This is a genomic window from Nocardioides sp. B129/18 (assembly GCF_055282735.1).
Map to the genome: position 1 here is coordinate 22870 of NZ_JBUZJI010000011.1, position 19754 is coordinate 42623.

General features: G+C 75.1%; 18 protein-coding genes. All 18 read left to right on the plus strand.

What is annotated here, in order from left to right; genetic code table 11:
* The first annotated feature begins 186 nt into the window (after window positions 1-186).
* The 18 genes from ACZDWJ_RS09985 to ACZDWJ_RS10070 all read left to right on the plus strand — a co-directional run bounded on the left by ACZDWJ_RS09985 (window position 187) and on the right by ACZDWJ_RS10070 (window position 19735).
* Window positions 187-1200 (plus strand): NADPH:quinone reductase, encoded by a 1014-nt coding sequence (locus tag ACZDWJ_RS09985; RefSeq protein ID WP_463520801.1) that lies wholly within the window; start codon window positions 187-189, stop codon window positions 1198-1200.
* A 174-nt stretch (window positions 1201-1374) separates the two neighbouring features.
* Window positions 1375-2523, plus strand: a complete 1149-nt coding sequence (gene carA / locus ACZDWJ_RS09990) for a glutamine-hydrolyzing carbamoyl-phosphate synthase small subunit (RefSeq protein ID WP_463520802.1) — start codon at window positions 1375-1377, stop codon at window positions 2521-2523.
* Window positions 2523-5909: a carbamoyl-phosphate synthase large subunit gene (carB, locus tag ACZDWJ_RS09995; protein ID WP_463520803.1), complete on the plus strand. Its 3387-nt coding sequence runs from the start codon at window positions 2523-2525 to the stop codon at window positions 5907-5909. The genes carA and carB overlap by 1 nt, the downstream gene beginning before the upstream one ends.
* Window positions 5910-5916: 7 nt before the next feature.
* Window positions 5917-6999 (plus strand): quinone-dependent dihydroorotate dehydrogenase, encoded by a 1083-nt coding sequence (locus tag ACZDWJ_RS10000; RefSeq protein ID WP_463520804.1) that lies wholly within the window; start codon window positions 5917-5919, stop codon window positions 6997-6999.
* Window positions 6996-7874 (plus strand): iron-sulfur cluster-binding protein, encoded by an 879-nt coding sequence (locus ACZDWJ_RS10005; RefSeq protein WP_463520805.1) that lies wholly within the window; start codon window positions 6996-6998, stop codon window positions 7872-7874. The genes ACZDWJ_RS10000 and ACZDWJ_RS10005 overlap by 4 nt, the downstream gene beginning before the upstream one ends.
* The gene (locus ACZDWJ_RS10010; RefSeq protein ID WP_463520806.1) at window positions 7871-8734 is read left to right on the plus strand and encodes a tRNA-dihydrouridine synthase; all 864 of its coding nucleotides are present in this window, start codon (window positions 7871-7873) and stop codon (window positions 8732-8734) included. Before ACZDWJ_RS10005 ends, ACZDWJ_RS10010 begins: the two co-directional genes overlap by 4 nt.
* Window positions 8731-9588, plus strand: a complete 858-nt coding sequence (gene pyrF / locus ACZDWJ_RS10015) for an orotidine-5'-phosphate decarboxylase (RefSeq protein ID WP_463520807.1) — start codon at window positions 8731-8733, stop codon at window positions 9586-9588. The genes ACZDWJ_RS10010 and pyrF overlap by 4 nt, the downstream gene beginning before the upstream one ends.
* The gene (locus ACZDWJ_RS10020) at window positions 9585-10046 is read left to right on the plus strand and encodes a hypothetical protein (RefSeq protein ID WP_463520808.1); all 462 of its coding nucleotides are present in this window, start codon (window positions 9585-9587) and stop codon (window positions 10044-10046) included. Before pyrF ends, ACZDWJ_RS10020 begins: the two co-directional genes overlap by 4 nt.
* Before the next feature lie 130 nt (window positions 10047-10176).
* Window positions 10177-10503, plus strand: a complete 327-nt coding sequence (gene mihF, locus ACZDWJ_RS10025) for an integration host factor, actinobacterial type (protein WP_463520809.1) — start codon at window positions 10177-10179, stop codon at window positions 10501-10503.
* On the plus strand, window positions 10500-11090 hold the full coding sequence (gene gmk, locus ACZDWJ_RS10030) for a guanylate kinase (RefSeq protein WP_463520810.1): 591 nt from the start codon (window positions 10500-10502) through the stop codon (window positions 11088-11090). The genes mihF and gmk overlap by 4 nt, the downstream gene beginning before the upstream one ends.
* 60 nt (window positions 11091-11150) lie before the next feature.
* Entirely contained in the window at window positions 11151-11474 is a 324-nt protein-coding gene (gene rpoZ, locus ACZDWJ_RS10035; RefSeq protein WP_463520811.1) for a DNA-directed RNA polymerase subunit omega, read from the plus strand.
* Complete coding sequence (gene coaBC / locus ACZDWJ_RS10040) at window positions 11380-12732, plus strand: bifunctional phosphopantothenoylcysteine decarboxylase/phosphopantothenate--cysteine ligase CoaBC (protein WP_463520812.1); 1353 nt, start codon at window positions 11380-11382, stop codon at window positions 12730-12732. The genes rpoZ and coaBC overlap by 95 nt, the downstream gene beginning before the upstream one ends.
* Before the next feature lie 210 nt (window positions 12733-12942).
* Window positions 12943-14139, plus strand: coding sequence for a methionine adenosyltransferase (gene metK, locus ACZDWJ_RS10045; RefSeq protein ID WP_463520813.1), 1197 nt, complete (start codon window positions 12943-12945; stop codon window positions 14137-14139).
* Between the two features lie 95 nt (window positions 14140-14234).
* A complete protein-coding gene (locus ACZDWJ_RS10050; RefSeq protein ID WP_463520814.1) occupies window positions 14235-16322 on the plus strand; it encodes a primosomal protein N' in 2088 nt (695 codons plus the stop codon).
* A gap of 72 nt (window positions 16323-16394) precedes the next feature.
* Window positions 16395-16952, plus strand: a complete 558-nt coding sequence (def, locus tag ACZDWJ_RS10055; protein WP_463520815.1) for a peptide deformylase — start codon at window positions 16395-16397, stop codon at window positions 16950-16952.
* On the plus strand, window positions 16952-17884 hold the full coding sequence (gene fmt, locus ACZDWJ_RS10060; RefSeq protein WP_463520816.1) for a methionyl-tRNA formyltransferase: 933 nt from the start codon (window positions 16952-16954) through the stop codon (window positions 17882-17884). Before def ends, fmt begins: the two co-directional genes overlap by 1 nt.
* Window positions 17884-18318: an MmcQ/YjbR family DNA-binding protein gene (locus ACZDWJ_RS10065; RefSeq protein ID WP_463520817.1), complete on the plus strand. Its 435-nt coding sequence runs from the start codon at window positions 17884-17886 to the stop codon at window positions 18316-18318. Before fmt ends, ACZDWJ_RS10065 begins: the two co-directional genes overlap by 1 nt.
* Window positions 18311-19735, plus strand: coding sequence for an RsmB/NOP family class I SAM-dependent RNA methyltransferase (locus tag ACZDWJ_RS10070; RefSeq protein WP_463520818.1), 1425 nt, complete (start codon window positions 18311-18313; stop codon window positions 19733-19735). The genes ACZDWJ_RS10065 and ACZDWJ_RS10070 overlap by 8 nt, the downstream gene beginning before the upstream one ends.
* The last annotated feature ends 19 nt before the right edge of the window (window positions 19736-19754 follow it).

The following is a 19754-nucleotide window of genomic DNA, read 5'->3' on the forward strand; positions in this document are numbered from 1 at the left end:
ACGCAGGCCGTCCACAGGTGCAGGTTAGAGCCCTGCGCACGAACCTGGCACCTGGACGATGAAGCCTTACCGTGCAGGCGCCAGTTTCATCGGCCAGCCGATGAAACCGCGCGATCGAGCCCAGCCACCTCCCGTCCACACCCCCTCGAGGGAACACCGGGCCGGGGAGGGGACGTTGGGCGAGACATGCGTGCAGTCGTCTACCGCCAGACCGGTCCGTCGTCCGTGCTCGAGGTCGTGGAGCGTCCCGAGCCGACGCCGGGGGCCGGTGAGGTGCTCGTGCGGGTCGTGCGGGCGGGGGTGAATCCGACGGACTGGAAGTTCCGTGCCGGGATGATGTCCGGCCACGACGAGGTCAGCCCCGGCCAGGACGCAGCGGGCGTCGTCGAGGCGGTCGGCGCGGGCGTCGAGCACGTCGCGCCGGGCGACCGCGTGTGGCTGCTGCTGGCCCAGCACGGCCGCCCGTACGGCACCGCCACCGAGCTCACCGTGCAGCCGGCCGAGCGGGTCGTGCCGCTGCCCGACGCCGCCTCGTTCGACCTCGGCGCCAGCCTCGGCGTCCCCTTCGTCACCGCCCACCGACTGCTCACCTCCGGTGACGTCGCCCGGCTCTCGCCGGGCAGCATGGCCGGGCAGACGGTGCTGGTGGCCGGCGGGGCGGGCGCGGTCGGCAACGCCGCCATCCAGCTGGCCCGGTGGGCCGGCGCCACCGTCATCACCACCGTCAGCGGACCGGAGAAGGCCCGGCTGGCGCAGGCCGCCGGCGCCCACCACGTCGTCACCTACACCGAGGGCGACGCCGCCGAGCAGATCCTCGCCATCGCTCCCGACGGCGTCGACCTCGTCGCCGAGGTGGCGCCGGCCGTCAACGCCGAGCTCGACCTCGCCGTCACCCGCGTGCACGGCACCGTCGCGGTCTACGCCAACAACGGCGGCGACGAGCTCGTCCTGCCGCTGCGCGCGACCTTCAGCCGCAACCTGCGCTGGCAGTTCGTCATCCTCTACACCCTCGACCCGCGCCTGCTGCGCGCCGCCGCCGAGGACATCACCGAGGCGATCGGCGAGGGCGCCATCGACGTGGGGGAGCAGGCCGGCCTGCCGCTGCACCACCGCCCGCTCGAGGAGACCGCCGCGGCCCACGACGACGTCGAGGGCGGCATCGTCGGCAAGGTGCTCCTCGACGTCGCTCCCGAGGCCTGAGCAGGCCCCCGCGCGCCCGCCCGCACCCCCGCTCGAGCACCCGCCGGGACGCTGACAGGACGCCTGCCCGACGGGCGGACACGCGGTGCGGGGGAGGCCCGTCTCCGCTGCTAGGCTGACGCCGCTCGACATCCTTTAACGACCCGTCCCGTGAGGCGGAGAAGGAGGTAGGCGTTGCTCTCGCACGCCCCCACGCCGGCGATCCTCGTCCTGGAGGACGGACGGGTCTTCCGCGGCGAGTCCTACGGCGCGTCCGGTGAGACGTTCGGCGAGGCGGTCTTCAACACCGGCATGACCGGCTACCAGGAGACCCTCACCGATCCCTCGTACCACCGCCAGATCGTCACCATGACGGCCCCGCACGTCGGCAACACCGGCGTCAACGACGAGGACCCCGAGTCGCGTCGCATCTGGGTGGCCGGCTATGTCGTCCGCGACCCCGCCCGGGTCTCGTCGAGCTGGCGCGCCCGCCGCACCCTCGACGACGAGCTGCGCGAGCACGGCGTCGTCGGCATCAGCGGCATCGACACCCGCGCCCTGACGCGCCACCTGCGCGAGCGCGGCGCCATGCGCGCCGGCATCTCCACGGTCGAGACCGACCCGCAGGCGCTGCTCGCGAAGGTGCTCGCCTCCGGCGAGATGGCCGGCGCCGAGCTCTCCGGCGAGGTCTCCACCGACGCCGCCTACGTCGTCCCGGCCCAGCCCGGCCCGTGGGGCGAGACCAAGCGGTTCACCGTGGCCGCTCTCGACCTCGGCATCAAGTCGATGACGCCGCACCGCATGGCCGAGCGCGGCATCGAGGTGCACGTCCTGCCCGCCACCGCGAGCATCGAGGACGTCCTCGCGGTCGCCCCCGACGGGCTGTTCTTCTCCAACGGCCCCGGCGACCCCGCCGCCACCACCGGCCAGGTCGCGCTGCTCCAGGCCGCCCTCGAGCGCGGCCTGCCCTACTTCGGCATCTGCTTCGGCAACCAGCTCTTCGGCCGCGCGCTGGGCTTCGGCACCTACAAGCTCACCTACGGCCACCGCGGCATCAACCAGCCGGTCATGGACCGCACCACCGGCAAGGTCGAGGTCACCGCGCACAACCACGGCTTCGCCGTCGACGCGCCCCTCGACCGCGCCACCGAGACGCCCTACGGCAGCGCCACCGTGAGCCACGTCTGCCTCAACGACGACGTCGTCGAGGGCCTCGAGCTGCGCGACGCCGACGGCCGCCTGCGGTCGTTCTCCGTCCAGTACCACCCCGAGGCCGCGGCCGGACCCCACGACGCCGCGTACCTCTTCGACCGCTTCTGCGACCTGATGGAGGGCCGGGCCTGATGCCCAAGCGCGACGACATCCAGTCCGTGATGGTGATCGGCTCCGGCCCGATCATCATCGGCCAGGCCTGCGAGTTCGACTACTCCGGCACCCAGGCCTGCCGCGTCCTCAAGGCCGAGGGCCTGCGCGTGGTGCTGGTCAACTCCAACCCGGCCACGATCATGACCGACCCCGAGTTCGCCGACGCCACCTACGTCGAGCCGATCACGCCGGAGTTCGTCGAGAAGGTCATCGCCAAGGAGCGCCCCGACGCCCTGCTCGCGACCCTCGGCGGCCAGACCGCCCTCAACGCCGCCATCGCGCTGCACAAGAACGGCGTCCTGGAGAAGTACGGCGTCGAGCTCATCGGCGCCTCGGTGGAGGCCATCGACCGCGGCGAGAACCGCCAGATCTTCAAGGGCATCGTCGAGGATCTCGGCGGCGAGGTGGCCCGCTCGGTCATCTGCAACGCCGACGACCTGCCTGACGCCGACGAGCGCGCCCAGGTCGCCCACGGCCTGCAGAAGTGCCTCGACGCCGTCGACCACCTCGGCGGCTACCCCGTCGTCGTGCGACCCTCCTTCACCATGGGCGGCACCGGCTCGGGCATCGCCTACGACGAGGCCGACCTGCGCCGCATCGCCGGCGCCGGCCTCTCGGCCAGCCCGACCACCGAGGTGCTCCTCGAGGAGTCGATCATCGGCTGGAAGGAGTACGAGCTGGAGGTGATGCGCGACACCGCCGACAACGTCGTCATCATCTGCTCGATCGAGAACCTCGACCCCATGGGCGTGCACACCGGCGACTCCATCACCGTCGCGCCCGCGATGACCCTCACCGACCGCGAGTACCAGCACCTGCGCGACCTCGCCATCGGCATCATCCGCTCGGTCGGCGTCGACACCGGCGGCTGCAACATCCAGTACGCCGTCAACCCGAAGGACGGCCGCGTCGTCGTCATCGAGATGAACCCGCGCGTCTCGCGGTCCTCGGCCCTGGCCTCGAAGGCCACCGGGTTCCCGATCGCGAAGATCGCGGCGAAGGTGGCCATCGGCTACACCCTCGACGAGATCCCCAACGACATCACCACCCGCCCCGACGGCTCCTCGACGCCGGCCTCCTTCGAGCCGACGCTGGACTACGTCGTGGTGAAGGTGCCGCGCTTCGCCTTCGAGAAGTTCCCCGGCGCCGACCCGACGCTGACCACCCACATGAAGTCGGTGGGCGAGGCGATGGCGATCGGCCGCAACTTCACCGAGGCCCTGCAGAAGGCGCTGCGCTCGCTGGAGAGCAAGCAGGCGCCCTTCGACTGGAGCCAGGCCTTCGTCGACCTCGACAAGGACGCCCTGCTCTCCGAGATCCGCACCCCCCACGACGGCCGCCTGCGCAAGGTCATGGACGCCCTGCGCGCCGGCGCCACCGCCGAGGAGGTCTTCGACGCCACCCGCATCGACCCGTGGTTCGTCGACCAGCTCGCCCTCATCAACGAGGTCGCCCAGGCGCTCATCGAGGCGCCCGAGCTCACCCCCGAGCTGCTGCGCCTGGCCAAGCGGCACGGCTTCTCCGACGAGCAGCTCGGACGCATCCGGGGCACCACCGCCGACGTCGTCCGCGGCGTGCGGCACGCGCTGGGCATCCGGCCGGTCTACAAGACCGTCGACACCTGCGCCGCGGAGTTCGCCGCAGCCACGCCGTACCACTACTCCTCCTACGACGAGGAGACCGAGGTGCTGCCGCGCGAGCGGGAGGCCGTGATCATCCTCGGCTCGGGCCCCAACCGCATCGGCCAGGGCATCGAGTTCGACTACTCCTGCGTCCACGCCTCCCTCGCGCTGAGCGAGGCCGGCTACGACACCGTGATGGTCAACTGCAACCCCGAGACCGTCTCCACCGACTACGACACCTCCGACCGGCTCTACTTCGAGCCGCTCACCCTCGAGGACGTCCTGGAGATCGTCCACGCCGAGCAGCAGGCCGGCCCGGTGGCCGGCGTCATCTGCCAGCTCGGCGGCCAGACGCCGCTGGGCCTGGCCCAGGGTCTGGCGGCCAACGGCGTGCGCATCGTCGGCACCTCCCCGGACGCCATCGACCTCGCCGAGGAGCGTGGCGCCTTCGGTCGCGTCCTGGCCGAGGCCGGCCTGGTGGCGCCCAAGCACGGCACCGCCACCACCTTCGGCGAGGCGCGCGAGATCGCCGCCGAGATCGGCTACCCGGTGCTCGTGCGGCCCTCCTACGTGCTCGGCGGACGCGGCATGGAGATCGTCTACGGCGAGGACTCCCTGCGCGACTACCTCGAGAAGCACGTCGAGGGCGGGCTGATCTCCCGGGCGGCGCCGGTGCTCGTCGACCGCTTCCTCGACGACGCCGTCGAGATCGACGTCGACGCGCTCTTCGACGGTGAGGACCTCTTCCTCGGCGGCGTCATGGAGCACATCGAGGAGGCCGGCATCCACTCCGGCGACTCCTCGTGCGCCCTGCCGCCGATCACCCTCGGCGAGCGCGAGATCGCCCGCATCCGCGAGGCCACCGAGGCCATCGCCCGCGGCGTCGGGGTGCGCGGCCTGCTCAACATCCAGTTCGCGCTGAGCTCGGACATCCTCTACGTCCTCGAGGCCAACCCGCGCGCCAGCCGCACGGTGCCGTTCGTGTCCAAGGCCACCGCGACGCCGCTGGCCAAGGCCGCGGCCCGCGTCATGCTCGGCGAGTCGATCGCCGAGCTGCGCGCCGCGGGCGTCCTGCCGGCCACCGGCGACGGCGGTCGCCTGCCGGCCGACGCGCCGATCGCGGTGAAGGAGGCGGTCATGCCCTTCAACCGCTTCCGCACCCCCGACGGCCAGCAGGTCGACACCGTGCTCGGCCCGGAGATGAAGTCCACCGGCGAGGTCATGGGCTTCGACCGCGACTTCGGCACCGCCTTCGCCAAGTCGCAGGCCGCGGCCTTCGGGCCGCTGCCCGACGGCGGCCGGATCTTCGTCTCGATGGCCAACCGCGACAAGCGCTCGATGATCTTCCCGGTCAAGGTGCTCGCCGACCTCGGCTTCGAGATCCTCGCGACGCAGGGCACCGCGGAGGTGCTGCGCCGCAACGGCGTGGCCTGCACGGTCGTGCGCAAGCACTTCGAGGGCCCCGGCCCCGACGGCGAGCCCACCACGGTGCAGCTCATCCAGGCCGGTGAGATCCAGCTGATCGTCAACACGCCCTACGGCGCGGCCGGCGGTGGCGAGTCGGGCCAGGCCCGCCTCGACGGCTACGACATCCGCACCGCGGCGGTCATGGCCAACGTCCCGTGCATCACCACCGTCCAGGGCCTGGGCGCGGCGGTGCAGGGCATCGAGGCCCAGCGCCGCGGCGACATCGGCGTCCGCTCCCTGCAGGAGTGGGCCGAGACGGTCCGCGCCGGACGGTGAGCGGCCGGTGAGCGGATCCGTGGTGTACCGCCAGCTCTTCGACCGCGTGCTGGTGCACGCGGACCCCGAGCGCGCCCACCACCAGGGCTTCGCGGCCATCCGTGCGGCCACCCCCGCTCTGCGGGCGCTCCCGACGCCGGGAGCGCCCGTGCGGGCGCTGGGGCTCACCTTCCCCAACGCCTTGGGCCTGGCGGCCGGGTTCGACAAGAACGCGGTGGGCATCGACGCCCTCGGCGGCCTGGGCTTCGGGCATGTCGAGATCGGCACCGTCACGGGCCTGGCGCAGCCGGGCAACCCGCAGCCGCGGCTGTTCCGGCTGCCGGCCGACCGCGCGGTGGTCAACAGGATGGGCTTCAACAACGACGGCGCCGACGCCGTGGCCGCCCGGCTGGCCGAGCGGGCCCGCACCCGCCGCGGGCGTCCCGGCCCGGTGCTCGGGGTCAACATCGGCAAGTCGAAGGTGGTGCCCGAGGACGACCAGGCGGCCGTCGAGGCCGACTACGAGCGCTCGGCCCGGCTGCTGACGCCCTACGCCGACTACCTCGTCGTCAACGTCTCCTCGCCCAACACCCCGGGCCTGCGCACCCTGCAGGCCGTCGAGCGTCTCGAGCCGCTGCTGCGCCACGTGCGCGGCGTCGCCGACGCCGCCTCGCCGGAGCACCGCGTCCCGCTGCTGGTGAAGATCGCGCCCGACCTCGCCGACGAGGACGTCGACGCCGTCGCCGACCTCGCGCTCGCGCTGCGGCTCGACGGCGTCATCGCCACCAACACCACCATCGCCCGCGACGGCCTGCGCACCGCGGCCTCCGTCGTCGAGGCCGCCGGTGCCGGGGGCCTCTCCGGCGCGCCGCTCACCGCGCGCTCCGAGGAGGTGCTGCGTCGCCTGCGCGCCCGCGTCGGCGCCGACCTCACCCTGATCGGCGTCGGCGGCATCAGCACCCCGGCCGACGCCGTCGCCCGGCTCGCGGCGGGCGCCGACCTCGTCCAGGCCTACACGGCGTTCATCTACGAGGGCCCGCTGTGGCCGCGCCGCGTGGCGCGGGCGCTCGCGGCCCCGCAGGTCGCCGGAGGGGCTGCGGCGCGCGGATGAGCCTGCACGTCACCGCCGAGGTGCTGATGACCAAGCGGATCGGTGCCTACCAGCACCTGACCCTGGTCGCGCCCGGCGTGGGCGAGCGGTTCCGGCCCGGCACGTTCCTGGCCGTGGGCGTCGATCGCCCGGACGAGCAGGTGCCCACCCACCTGGCCCGTCGGGCGCTGTGGATCCACAAGGTGCAGCCCATCGGCGGCTACGGCGCGGCGGTGCAGGTCGTCGTCGAGCCGGTCGGCCTCGGCACGCGCCGCATCGCCGCCCTCGCGGTGGGGGAGCGGCTGGCCGTCACCGGCCCCCTGGGGCGCCCGTTCGCCCTGCCGAAGGAGCCGGTCTCGACGCTCCTGGTCGGCAGCGGGCACGCCGCGGCCGCCCTGCACGGGCTCGCCGAGCGGCTGCGCGAGCGCGGCTGCCCGGTCTCGCTGCTCCTCGGCGCCCGCGACGAGGCGCACCTCGTCTCCGCGCTCGAGGCACGGCGCACCGCGCGTGCCGTCACGGTCGTCACCGAGGACGGCTCGGTGGGCCAGCGCGGGCGGATCGCGGACGTCGTCGGCGAGGCCGTGCGTCGCGCCGAGGCCCAGGTCGTCTACGCCGCCGGCGACGCCCCGAGCCTGCACGCCGCGGCGCTGGCCGCCGAGGAGCACGGCGCCTGGAGCCAGACCGCGCTCGAGCACCCCACGCCCTGCGGCACCGGCCTGTGCGGCGGGTGCCCGGTGCCGGTGGTCACCGAGGACGGCGCCCCGCGCGTCGTGCGGGCCTGCGCCGAGGGCCCGGTGCTGCGCGGCGACCGCGTCCGCTGGGACGACCTCCGCGCCGGGCGGCTGCTCCCGGAGGCCCACGGCGGAGCGAGCGGCACGGCCGGGGCGGGCGCATGAGCGTCGTCGTGGCGGGGCTGACCCTGCGCAACCCGGTGATGCTCGCGGCCGGCTGCGCCGCGCGCGAGCTGCACCCCTACACGCCGCTGGACTCCGTCGGCGCGCTCGTCACCCGCTCGATCACCCTCACCGCCCGCCCCGGCGCGCCGATGCCGAGGATCCTCGAGGCGCCCGCCGGGCTCCTGCACTCCGTCGGCCACCCCAACCCCGGCCTCGACGCCTTCCTCGCCGTCGAGCTGCCCGAGCTGGTGCGCCTCGGCGCGCGGGTCGTCGTCTCCGTGGCGGGCGCGCAGCTGGGCGACCTCGCCGAGCTCGCCCGTCGTCTGGGCCAGCTGCCTGGCGTCGCCGCGCTCGAGGTCGACCTCGCCACCCCCGACGCCGCCGCGCACGGTCTCTTCGAGGCCCGCGAGCCGTTCCAGGTGGCCGGCGCCGTCGGCGCGGTCGCCCGCGAGCTGCCGCCCGGCGTCCCGCTGCTGGCCAAGCTGCGTCCCGACGCCGCCCGCGTCGTCGAGGCCGCCCGCACCGCCGCCGAGGCCGGTGCGCAGGCCGTCGTCGTCGGTGGGCCGGTGCCCGCGGCCCTGCCCGACGGGCGTCCGGCCGGGCTGTCGGGGCCGGCGATCGCGGCGGTCTCGCGGCGCTGCGTGGCCCTCGTGCGCGAGGCGCTGCCCGGCCTGGACGTCGTCGCGGGAGGCGGAGTCGCCACCGCCGCCGACGCGCGGGCCCTGCTCGACCTCGGCGCCGTCGCGGTGCAGGTCGGCTCCGCGGTGCTGCACGATCCCCTCGCCCCCACCCGCATCCTGGAGGGGCTCGGCCTCGCGCCGGGCCCGCCCGCCCCGCCCGCCACCGGAGGAGCCCCGTGACCGCACCCGCCCCCGTCCCGTTCGGCGCCCGGCTCGAGGCCGCGATGGCCGAGCGGGGAGCGCTGTGCGCGGGCATCGACCCGCACGCCGGCCTGCTGCGCGCCTGGGACCTCGACGACGACGTCGCGGGCCTCGAGCGCTTCGCCCTCACCGCCACCGAGGCGCTCGCGCCCGTGTGCTCGGTCATCAAGCCGCAGTCGGCCTTCTTCGAGCGCTTCGGCGCGCGGGGCGTCGCCGTGCTCGAGCGCGTGATCGCGCGGGGCAGGGAGGCCGGCGCGCTGGTGCTGCTCGACGTCAAGCGCGGCGACATCGGCTCCACCTCGCAGGCCTACGCCGACGCCTACCTCGACCCCGCCAGCCCGCTGGCCGCCGACGCCGCCACCGTGAGCCCCTACCTCGGCTTCGGCTCCCTGACGCCGTTCGTCGAGACCGCCCGCCGCCACGGCGCGGGCCTGTTCGTCCTCGCCCTCACCTCCAACCCCGAGGGCCCGGAGGTGCAGCACGCCCGGGTCGAGGGCGGCACCGTCGCCGGCGCCATGCTCGGCCACCTGGCCGCGCTGAACCGCGAGGAGACCGGCGGCCGCGGCCTCGGCTCGTTCGGCGCCGTCGTCGGCGCCACGATCGCCCCGCCCACGCCCGAGCAGGGCGTCGACCTCGACTGCGGCGGCGCCCTGCTCGCTCCCGGCTTCGGCGCCCAGGGCGGCACCGTCGACGACCTGCGTCGCGTGTTCGGGGTCGCAGCACCGCGGGTGCTGGTCAGCTCCTCGCGCGAGCTGCTCGCCGCCGGGCCCGACGCCGGCGCGATGCGCGCGGCGGTGGCGCGCACCCACGAGGCGCTCGCGGGTCTGCGATGACGCGGCCGACCGGGCCCGTCCGCGGCCTGCTCGCCGCGGCGCTGCTCGCCGGCCTGACGCCGGCGCTCGCGTCCTGCTCGGGCGGCACCGGCGACTACTGCGACGCCGTGCGCTCGCACCAGACCGAGATCTCCGACGCCGTCGCCCGGGGCGGCTCCACCTCGCTGCTGCGCGTCCTCCCGGCGCTGCGCGACCTCCAGGACAAGGCGCCCGACGACATCGCCGACGAGTGGCAGCAGGTCGTCGGCCGGCTCACCGCCCTGCGCGACGCGCTGCGCGACGCCGGCGTCGACCCGGCGGCCTACGACGCCGAGGACCCGCCGGCCGACGTCACGAAGGCCGAGCAGGACGCCATCACCGCCGCCGCCACCGAGCTCGCCCGGCCGGAGACCCAGGCCGCGCTCTCGGCGGTGCAGCAGCAGGTGCGCGACGTGTGCCAGACCCCGCTCAGCCGCTGAGAGCGGGCGCGGAGAGCGCGGCCCGCCCGGCATCCGACCGGCGCCCGTCCGCGCAGGGACCCTCGTTGCCCGCGCTCAGCGGACGTGACTAGATTGACCCCCACCCTGACCGCGATCTGAAGGATCTTCCGTGGCTCTCCCGCCCCTCACGCCCGAACAACGCCAGGCCGCCCTCGAGAAGGCCGCGGCCAGTCGGCGGGAGCGGGCCGAGGTGAAGAACCGCCTGAAGAACTCCGGCGTCTCGGTCGTCGAGGTCCTCCGCGAGGGCGAGACCAACGAGGTCATCGGCAAGATGAAGGTCGTCGACCTCCTCCAGTCGGTGCCGGGGCTGGGCAAGGTCCGCGCGCGTCAGGTCATGGAGCGCCTCGGCATCGCCGAGAGCCGGCGCGTCCGCGGGCTCGGGGCCAAGCAGGTCGCCGCGCTCGAGAAGGAGTTCGGCGCCCCGGACGCCGGGTGAGCGCCGCACCGGAGGCCCCCAGCCGCCTGATCGTCCTGGCCGGACCCACCGCGGTCGGCAAGGGCACCGTGGCCGCGGCGGTCCGCGAGCTGCATCCCGACGTCTGGATCTCCGTCTCCGCCACCACCCGGGCCCCGCGGCCCGGCGAGGTCGACGGCGTCCACTACCACTTCGTCGACGACGCCGAGTTCGACCGGCTCGTCGCCGAGGACCAGATGCTCGAGTGGGCGGTCGTCCACCAGGTCGCGCGCTATGGCACGCCGCGCCGGCCCGTCGAGGAGGCGCTGGCCGCCGGCCGGTCCGCGATGCTCGAGATCGACCTGCAGGGTGCCCGCCAGGTCCGGGCCTCGATGCCGGAGGCCTGCTTCGTCTTCCTCGCCCCGCCCAGCTGGGAGGAGCTGGTGCGCCGGCTCGTCGGCCGCGGCACCGAGACCGAGGACGAGCGGGAGCGCCGCCTGGCCACCGCGCGGCTCGAGCTGGCCGCCGAGGCGGAGTTCGACGTCACGATCGTCAACCACGAAGTTCGTGCCGCCGCCGAGGAGTTGGTAGCCTTGATGAGGTCTGCGCCTCCGTCCGAGCGCGCCTGACCTGCCCGGGCCATCACGGCCCAGTGCTCCACCGCCCGACGACCAGTGAGGCAAACCCGCGTGTCTTCGCCCACCATCGCAGCCGTGGGGGTCACCAACCCCCCGATCGACGACCTGCTCTCCAAGACCGACAGCAAGTACCAGCTGGTGCTCTACGCGGCCAAGCGCGCCCGTCAGATCAACGCCTACTACTCCCAGCTCGGCGAGGGCCTGCTCGAGTACGTCGGCCCGCTCGTCGAGACCCAGGTCCAGGAGAAGCCCCTCTCGATCGCGCTGCGCGAGATCGGCGATGACCTCCTCACGTGCGAGGCCGTCGACCCGGCCGAGCTCGCCGCCGAGGCCGCCGCTGCCGAGGCCGCGGCCACGGACTTCCTCAGCGAGTGACCCGCTGAGCACCGACACCACCGACGCGACCGCGTCCCCCGAGGGGGCGCGGTCGCGCGTCGTTCTCGGGGTCGGCGGCGGGATCGCGGCCTACAAGGCCTGCGAGGTCCTGCGTCGGCTCTCCGAGTCCGGGCACGACGTCACCGTCGTCCCCACCGCCGCCGCGCTCGAGTTCGTCGGCGCCCCCACCTGGTCGGCCCTCTCGGGCAAGCCGGTCTCCGCGGAGGTGTGGGACGCCGTCCACGAGGTGCCGCACGTGCGCATCGGGCAGACCGCCGACCTCGTCGTCGTCGCGCCGACCACCGCCGATCTCCTCGCGAAGGCCGCGCACGGCCTGGCCGACGACCTCCTCACCAACACCCTGCTCACCGCCCGGTGCCCGGTCGTGCTCGTGCCGGCCATGCACACCGAGATGTGGGAGCACCCGGCCACCCAGGCCAACGTCGCGACGCTGCGCTCGCGCGGCGTGCTCGTGCTCGAGCCGGCCGAGGGCCGTCTCACCGGCAAGGACACCGGCAAGGGCCGGCTGCCCGAGCCGGCCGAGATCGTCGAGGTCGCCCGCGAGGTGCTCGCCCGCGGCGTCGGCGAGGCCGACCTCGCCGGTCGTCACGTGCTCGTCACCGCCGGCGGCACCCGCGAGTACCTCGACCCCGTCCGCTTCCTCGGCAACCGCAGCTCGGGCCTGCAGGGCTGGGCGCTGGCCCGCGCGGCCCTCTCCCGCGGCGCCACGGTGACGCTGATCGGCGCGAACGTCACGCTGCCCGACCCCGCCGGCGCCCACGTCGTGCGCGTCGAGACCACCGCGCAGCTCCACGACGCCGTCCTCGCCGCTGCTCCCGAGGCCGACGCGATCGTCATGGCCGCGGCGCCCGCCGACTTCCGTCCCGCCGAGGTCGCCACCGCGAAGATCAAGAAGGCCGACGACGGCTCCGCGCCGGCGCTCTCGCTGGTGCAGAACCCCGACATCCTCGCCGAGATCTCCGCCGAGCGGGCCCGTCCGGGCGCCGTGGTCGTCGGCTTCGCGGCCGAGACCGGCGACGCCCACGGCGGCGTCCTCGACCACGCCCGCGCGAAGCTGGCCCGCAAGGGCTGCGACCTCCTGGTGGTCAACGACGTCAGCGGCGGCGCGGTCTTCGGCAGCGCCGACAACGAGGCCGTCATCCTCGGCGCCGACGGCCGCAGCGTCGCCGTCCCGCACGGCACCAAGGGCCGCCTGGCCCACGCCATCTGGGACGAGGTCCTGCGCACGGTCCGCTGACCCCGGCTCGTCCGGCCGCTCCGTCGCCCATCCGGGCGGGGGAGCGGCTCCGAACCGGACCCGGTGACAGGCTGCCCCTGGCGGCCCACCACGTCGCCACCGATCACCCGTCCCGTCGGTGCGCACCCCGTGCCGAGGGCCTCGGCCCGCGGGCTAGGGTGACTCGCAGTCCCACCCCGCCCGAGCAACCGCCAGTGAGAGAGAGTGCCTGTGTCCGGTCGTCTGTTCACCTCGGAGTCCGTCACCGAGGGCCATCCCGACAAGATCGCCGACCAGATCAGCGACTCCGTCCTCGACGCCATGCTGGCCCAGGACCCCCACGCCCGCGTCGCGGTCGAGACCCTGCTCACCACCGGCCTGGTCGTCGTGGCCGGCGAGGTCAGCACCACCGGCTACGTCGACGTCAAGCAGATCGTGCGCGAGCGCATCCTCGAGATCGGCTACGACCACTCCGAGAAGGGCTTCGACGGCGCCAGCTGCGGCGTCATGGTGGCCATCGGCGGCCAGTCCGGCGACATCGCCCAGGGCGTCGACACCGGCTACGAGTCGCGCCTGGAGGAGTCCGTCGACGCGATGGACAAGCAGGGCGCCGGCGACCAGGGCCTGATGTTCGGCTACGCCTGCGACGACACCCCCGAGCTGATGCCGCTGCCGATCAAGATCGCGCAGACGCTCTCCGAGCGGCTCTCGGCGGTGCGCAAGGACGGCACGCTCGCCTACCTGCGTCCCGACGGCAAGACCCAGGTCACCATCGAGTACGACGCCGACAACCGGCCCGTGCGCATCGACACCGTCGTGCTCTCCACCCAGCACGCCGAGGACGTCGACCTGGCCACCACGCTCCAGCCCGACATCAAGAAGCACGTCATCGACCCCGTGCTCGCCTCCTTCGACATCCCCTCCGAGGGCTACCGGCTGCTGGTCAACCCCACCGGCCGCTTCGTCGTCGGCGGCCCGATGGGCGACGCCGGCCTCACCGGCCGCAAGATCATCGTCGACACCTACGGCGGCATGGCCCGCCACGGCGGCGGCGCCTTCTCGGGCAAGGACCCGTCCAAGGTCGACCGCTCGGCCGCGTACGCCATGCGCTGGGTGGCCAAGAACGTCGTCGCCGCCGGCCTCGCGCGCCGCTGCGAGGCGCAGGTCGCCTACGCCATCGGCAAGGCCCAGCCGGTCGGCGTGTTCATCGAGACCTTCGGCACCGGCACCGTCCCAGACGAGGAGATCCAGCGCGCCGTGCTCCAGGTCTTCGACCTGCGCCCGGCCGCGATCATCGCCGACCTCGACCTCCTGCGGCCGATCTACGCCCGCACCGCCGCCTACGGCCACTTCGGCCGCGAGCTGCCGGAGTTCACCTGGGAGCGCACCGACCGCGCCGAGGCCCTCAAGGCCGCGGTCGCCGGCTGACGCCGACCCGACGCCACGCACGTCCGGCCCTCCCCACCGCCACCGGCGGAGGGGAGGGCCGCGTCGTGTCGCCGCCGGCTGATAGACACCCCCTCGTGAGCCCCGCCCGTCCCGACGCCGCCGCCGGCGCGCAGCCCCGGCAGCCCCGGCAGCCCGAGCAGCCTGAGCTGCCGGGCATGCTGCGGCGCACGGTCGCGGAGTCGCAGGCCAAGGCCCGGGCCACCCGCGAGCGCCGCTCGGCGGAGGCCGAGATCACCGACGAGCTGCCCGTCGCGCGGGTGCTGGTCGACGTCGGCCCGGCCCACCTCGACAAGGTCTTCGACTACGCCGTGCCGGTGGCGCTGGCCGAGGCCGCTCGGGCGGGCGTGCGGGTGAAGGTCCGGTTCGCCGGCAAGGAGGCCGACGGCTGGCTGCTCGAGCGGGTGGCCGTCAGCGATCACCCCGGACGCCTGCAGCCGCTGCGGCGCGTGGTCGGCACCGAGTCGGTGCTCGCCCCCGAGATCGTCGCCGCGGCCGAGGCCGTCGCCGAGCGCTACGCCGGCACCCGCACCGACGTCCTGCGCCTCGCGGTGCCCCCGCGGCACGCGACGGTCGAGAAGGAGGGCCCGAGCGAGGCCGTCGCGGTCACGATCGCCACCGACGAGGCCGAGGCCGCCTGGGCCCACCACGAGCACGGCCCGGCGTTCGTGCGCGGCCTGGCCGCCGCCCGGGCGCCCCGCGCGGTCTGGAACCCGCCGCCCGGCGCCGACTGGGCCCGCCTCCTGGCCACCGCCGCGCTCGCCGCGCCCGGCGGCGTCGTGCTGTGCCTGCCCGACCACCGCGACGTCGCACGGGTCTCCGCGGCGCTCACCGCGCTGGCCGGGCCCGACTCCCACGTCACGCTCACCGCCGACCTCGGGCCCGCGCGCCGCTACCGGGCCTTCCTGCAGGCCCGGCGCGGCGAGCGGCGCATCGTCGTCGGCACCCGTGCGGCCGCCTTCGCGCCGGTCGTCGACCTCGCCCTGGTGGCGATCTGGGACGACGGCGACGACCTCCACGCCGAGCCGCGCGCGCCCTACCCCCACACCCGGGAGGTCCTGCTCCTGCGCGCGCAGGCCGAGGGAGCGGCCGTGCTCGTCGGCGGCTTCGCCCGCTCGGTCGAGGCCGACCTCCTCGTGCGCACCGGGTGGGCCCATGACCTCCTGCCCACCCGCGAGGTGCTGCGCTCGGCGCTGCGCACCGAGGTCAGCGGCGCCTCCGAGCACGATCTGCGACGCGACCCGCTCGCCCGCACGGCGCGCATGCCGCGGCAGGTGCACGACGTCGTCCGCGCGGCGCTGGCCGAGGGCCCCGTGCTGGTCTCGACCCCGCGCCGCGGGTACGCCGCGTCGCTGGCCTGCGAGCGCTGCCGCACGCCCGCGCGCTGCGCGGCCTGCGAGGGACCGCTCGCCCAGACCTCCGCGCTCGCCCCGCCGGCCTGCCGCTGGTGCGGCACGGAGGCCAGCCCCTGGTCGTGCGCGGTCTGCGGCCACCGCGGCCTGCGCGCGCCCGTGCTGGGCGAGGAGCGCACCGCCGAGGAGCTCGGCCGCACGTTCCCGGGCGTCACCGTCCGCACCTCCGGAGGCACGGCGATCCTCGACGACGTGCCCGACCGCCCCGCCATCGTCGTGGCGACCCCGGGCGCCGAGCCGGTCGCCGCCGCGGGCTACGCCGCCGTCGTCGTGCTCGACACCTGGCTGTGGCTGGGGCGCCCCGAGCTGCGCGGCGACGAGGAGGCCGTGCGTCGCTGGGCGCGGGCCCTCGGCCTGGTGCGCTCGGGTGGTCGCGGGCTGATCGTCGGCGACCCCGCCCACCCGGCGATCCAGGCGCTCGTGCGCTGGGATCCCGCCGGCTTCGCCCTGCGCGAGGCCGAGCTGCGGCGTGAGGCGCACCTGCCGCCCGCCTCGCGGCTGGCCACCCTCACCGGCGCGCCCGGTGCCCTCGACGACGCCCTCGTGCTCCTCGACGCCCCCGAGGGGGCCGAGGTGCTCGGCCCGGTGCCCTGCGGCGAGGGCGCCGACGACGACCTCGCGCGGATCGTCGTCCGGGTGCCGCGCGCTCGGGGAGCGGCGCTCTCGCACGCCCTCGGCGAGCTGCAGCGGGCGCGTGCGGCCCGCCGCCTCGACCCGGTGCGCATCCAGGTCGACCCACCCTCCCTAGACTGACCCCTCGGGCCGCGCGCATCGTGCGCGAGGGGCCCGTCCACGAGCACGTCGCGTCGAGCAGAGGGGAACCGCGTGGCCGTCCAGCCGATCCGACTCTTCGGGGATCCGGTCCTGCGTCGACCGGCCACGGAGGTCGTCGACTTCGACAAGGAGCTGCGGCGTCTGGTCGAGGACCTCACCGACACCATGCTGGCCGCGCCCGGCGCGGGCCTCGCCGCCCCGCAGATCGGCGTCGGCCTGCGGGTCTTCACCTACCACGTCGGCGGCGTCGTCGGTCACCTGGTCAACCCGCAGCTGCGGCTGGGGGAGGAGACCCAGGACGGCCCCGAGGGCTGCCTCTCGATCCCGGGCCTGACCATCGACTGCGTGCGCGCGCGCACCGTCGTCGCCACCGGCTTCGACATGCACGGCGAGCCGGTCGTCATCGACGGCAGCGACCTCCTGGCCCGCGCCATCCAGCACGAGACCGACCACCTCGACGGCATCGTCTTTCTCGACCGCCTCGACGCCGAGGCCCGCAAGGTCGCGATGCGCGAGATCCGCGAGTCGGAGTGGTTCGGCCTCGACGGCCGTCCCACCACCCCCACGATCAAGATCAGCCCGCACGCCACGGGCGGAAGGGCCTTCTGATGCGCGTCGTCTTCGCCGGCACCCCCGAGGTCGCCGTGCCCTCGCTCGAGGCGATCGCCGCGTCGCAGCACGAGCTCGTCGGCGTCGTCACGCGTCCCGACGCCCCGGCCGGCCGCGGCCGCCGCCTCGTCGCCAGCCCGGTCGCCCAGCGCGCCGAGGAGCTCGGCGTCCCGGTGCTCAAGCCCGAGCACCCGCGCGACCCGGAGTTCCAGGAGGCGTTGCGCGCGCTGCGTCCCGACTGCTGCCCGGTGGTCGCCTACGGGGCGCTGCTGCCGCAGTCGGCGCTCGACATCCCCGAGCACGGCTGGGTCAACCTGCACTTCTCGTGTCTGCCGGCCTGGCGCGGCGCGGCGCCCGTGCAGCACTCCATCTGGGCCGGCGACGAGGTCACTGGCGCCACCACCTTCCGCATCGTCAAGGCGATGGACGCCGGCCCGGTGTTCGGCGTCATGACCGAGCGCATCCGGCCCACCGACACCGCCGGCGACCTCCTCGGCCGTCTCGCCGAGGGAGGTGCCGGCCTGCTGGTCACCACGCTCGACCACATCGCCGACGGCACGATCGAGGCGCGTCCGCAGCAGGAGGACGGCGTCAGCATGGCGCCGAAGATCCTCGTCGAGGACGCCCGCGTCGACTGGACCGAGCCGGCCGTCGCCGTCGACCGCCGGGTGCGCGCCTGCACGCCCGGCCCCGGCGCCTGGACGCTGCTCGACGGCGAGCGGTTCAAGGTCGGTCCCGTCGTGCCCGTGGCCGACGCCCCGGCCGTGGCGCCCGGCGAGCTGGTCGTCTCCAAGAGCGAGGTGCTCGTCGGCACCGGCACCGTCCCGGTGCGCCTGGGCGAGGTCAAGCCGTTCGGCAAGAAGCAGATGGGCGCGGCCGACTGGGCGCGCGGCGCCCGGGTCGAGAGCGGCACCCGGTTCGAGGACGCCTGATGCCGCTGCCGCCGACGCCCGGCGGCGACCGCCCGGCGCGGACCTCGGACGTCGAGGAGATCTGCCTGGGGCTGCCCGAGGTCGTGCTCGGCACGTCGTGGGGCGACGTCCCGACCTATCTGGTGCGCGGCAAGGGCTTCGCACGTCACCGTCCGCGTGCGCACGATGCCCTCGATCCCGTCACCGGGGAGCCGTTCGACGACCTGCTCGTCATCGAGACCGCCGGGCCCGCGGAGCATGCGGCGCTCGTCGAGGACCCCGCATCGCCCTTCTTCACCATCGAGCATCTGCGACGCCACCGCAGCAACGCCGTGCTGGTGAGCCAGGCCCGTCTCGGCGAGATCACCCGCGCCGAGCTCGCCGAGGTGCTCACCGACGCGTGGGCCACGCGCGCCCCGAAGACCCTGGTGAGGGGGCTGCTCGGCGATGCCTGACCAGCGCTCCTCCGGCGCTCGCCGCCCCGCCGGCCGCGGCGCGCAGTCTGCCGGACGCCGACCGCGCGTCGATCCGGCCCGGGCCGCGGCGCATGAGGTGCTCACCGCGGTGCGCGCCGACGACGCCTACGCCAACCTGGTGCTGCCCGCCGTCCTGCGCTCTCGCGGGCTGAGCGGCCGCGACGCCGCGTTCGTCACCGAGCTCGCGGCCGGCACGATCCGCCGCCAGGGCACCTACGACGCCATCCTCGGAGCCTGCATCGACCGTCCGCTGCGCAAGGTCGAGGTCAAGGTCGTCGACGCGCTGCGCCTCGGCGTCCACCAGCTGCTGGCGATGCGGGTGCCCCCGCACGCGGCGATCTCCACCACCGTCGATCTCGTGCGCTCGGTCGCGGGTCACGGTGCAGGCGGCTTCGCGAACGCCGTGCTGCGTCGCGTGGCCGGGCAGGACCTCGACGCCTGGATCGCCCAGCTCGCCGACGGCGAGGGCGACGCCGACGCCCGGGCGGCGCTCGTGCACTCCCACCCCGCCTGGGTCGTCCGCGAGCTGCGGCGGGCGCTCGGCGAGCGCGGCTCCGAGGTCGAGGACCTCCTCGCCGCCGACAACGTCTCGCCGCGGGTCACCCTCGTCGCGCGTCCGGGCCGGGCCGACCGCGCCTCGCTGCCCGGCACCCCGACCGTCTGGTCGCCCTACGGCGTCGTGCTCGACGGCGGCGACCCCGGCGCGCTGCCCGCGGTGGCCGCGGGGGACGCGGGCGTCCAGGACGAGGGGTCCCAGCTGGTCGCGATCGCCGCTGCGGCGGCACCGCTCGAGGGATCGGACGCCACCTGGGTCGACCTCTGCGCCGGCCCCGGCGGCAAGAGCGCGCTCCTCGCCGCCCTGGCCGCCGAGCGCGGCGCCCGCCTCGTCGCGATCGAGCGCCAGCACCACCGGGCCCGGCTCGTGGCCCGCAACCTCGGCCTCGGCGGCGGCGTCACGCCGCCGGGGGTTGCCGGGGTCGTCACCGCCGACGGCACCCGTCCGCCCCTGGCTCCGGGCTCGGCCGACCGGGTGCTCGTCGACGCGCCCTGCACCGGGCTGGGCGCGCTGCGGCGGCGTCCGGAGGCCCGGTGGCGACGGCGTCCCGACGACGTCCTGGGCCTGGTGCTCCTGCAGGTGCAGCTGCTCGGCGCGGCCCTCGAGCTCGTCCGTCCGGGCGGCGTCGTGCTCTACGCCACCTGCTCGCCGGTGCTCTCCGAGACCGCCGACGTCGTCAGCACGGCCCTGGCAGCGCACCCCGGCGTCGTCCTCGAGGACCTCGCCCCGGTGCTCCCGCAGCTCGCCGACGCCGCAGGCCCGCTGGCGGGGAGCCTGCAGCTGTGGCCACACCGGCACCAGACCGACGCGATGTTCCTGGCGCTGCTGCGCAAGGACTGATGCGCGAGGACTGATCGTG

Excerpts from the sequence above, each read along its gene's own strand:
- carB (WP_463520803.1), top strand. The coding sequence starts at position 2,523 with ATGCCCAAGCGCGACGACATCCAGTCCGTGATGGTGATCGGCTCCGGC.
- coaBC (WP_463520812.1), top strand. The coding sequence starts at position 11,380 with ATGACCTCCTCACGTGCGAGGCCGTCGACCCGGCCGAGCTCGCCGCCG.
- ACZDWJ_RS10065 (WP_463520817.1), top strand. The coding sequence starts at position 17,884 with ATGCCGCTGCCGCCGACGCCCGGCGGCGACCGCCCGGCGCGGACCTCG.
- ACZDWJ_RS10010 (WP_463520806.1), top strand. The coding sequence starts at position 7,871 with ATGAGCGTCGTCGTGGCGGGGCTGACCCTGCGCAACCCGGTGATGCTC.
- fmt (WP_463520816.1), top strand. The coding sequence starts at position 16,952 with ATGCGCGTCGTCTTCGCCGGCACCCCCGAGGTCGCCGTGCCCTCGCTC.
- ACZDWJ_RS10005 (WP_463520805.1), top strand. The coding sequence starts at position 6,996 with ATGAGCCTGCACGTCACCGCCGAGGTGCTGATGACCAAGCGGATCGGT.
- ACZDWJ_RS09985 (WP_463520801.1), top strand. The coding sequence starts at position 187 with ATGCGTGCAGTCGTCTACCGCCAGACCGGTCCGTCGTCCGTGCTCGAG.
- ACZDWJ_RS10020 (WP_463520808.1), top strand. The coding sequence starts at position 9,585 with ATGACGCGGCCGACCGGGCCCGTCCGCGGCCTGCTCGCCGCGGCGCTG.
- ACZDWJ_RS10070 (WP_463520818.1), top strand. The coding sequence starts at position 18,311 with ATGCCTGACCAGCGCTCCTCCGGCGCTCGCCGCCCCGCCGGCCGCGGC.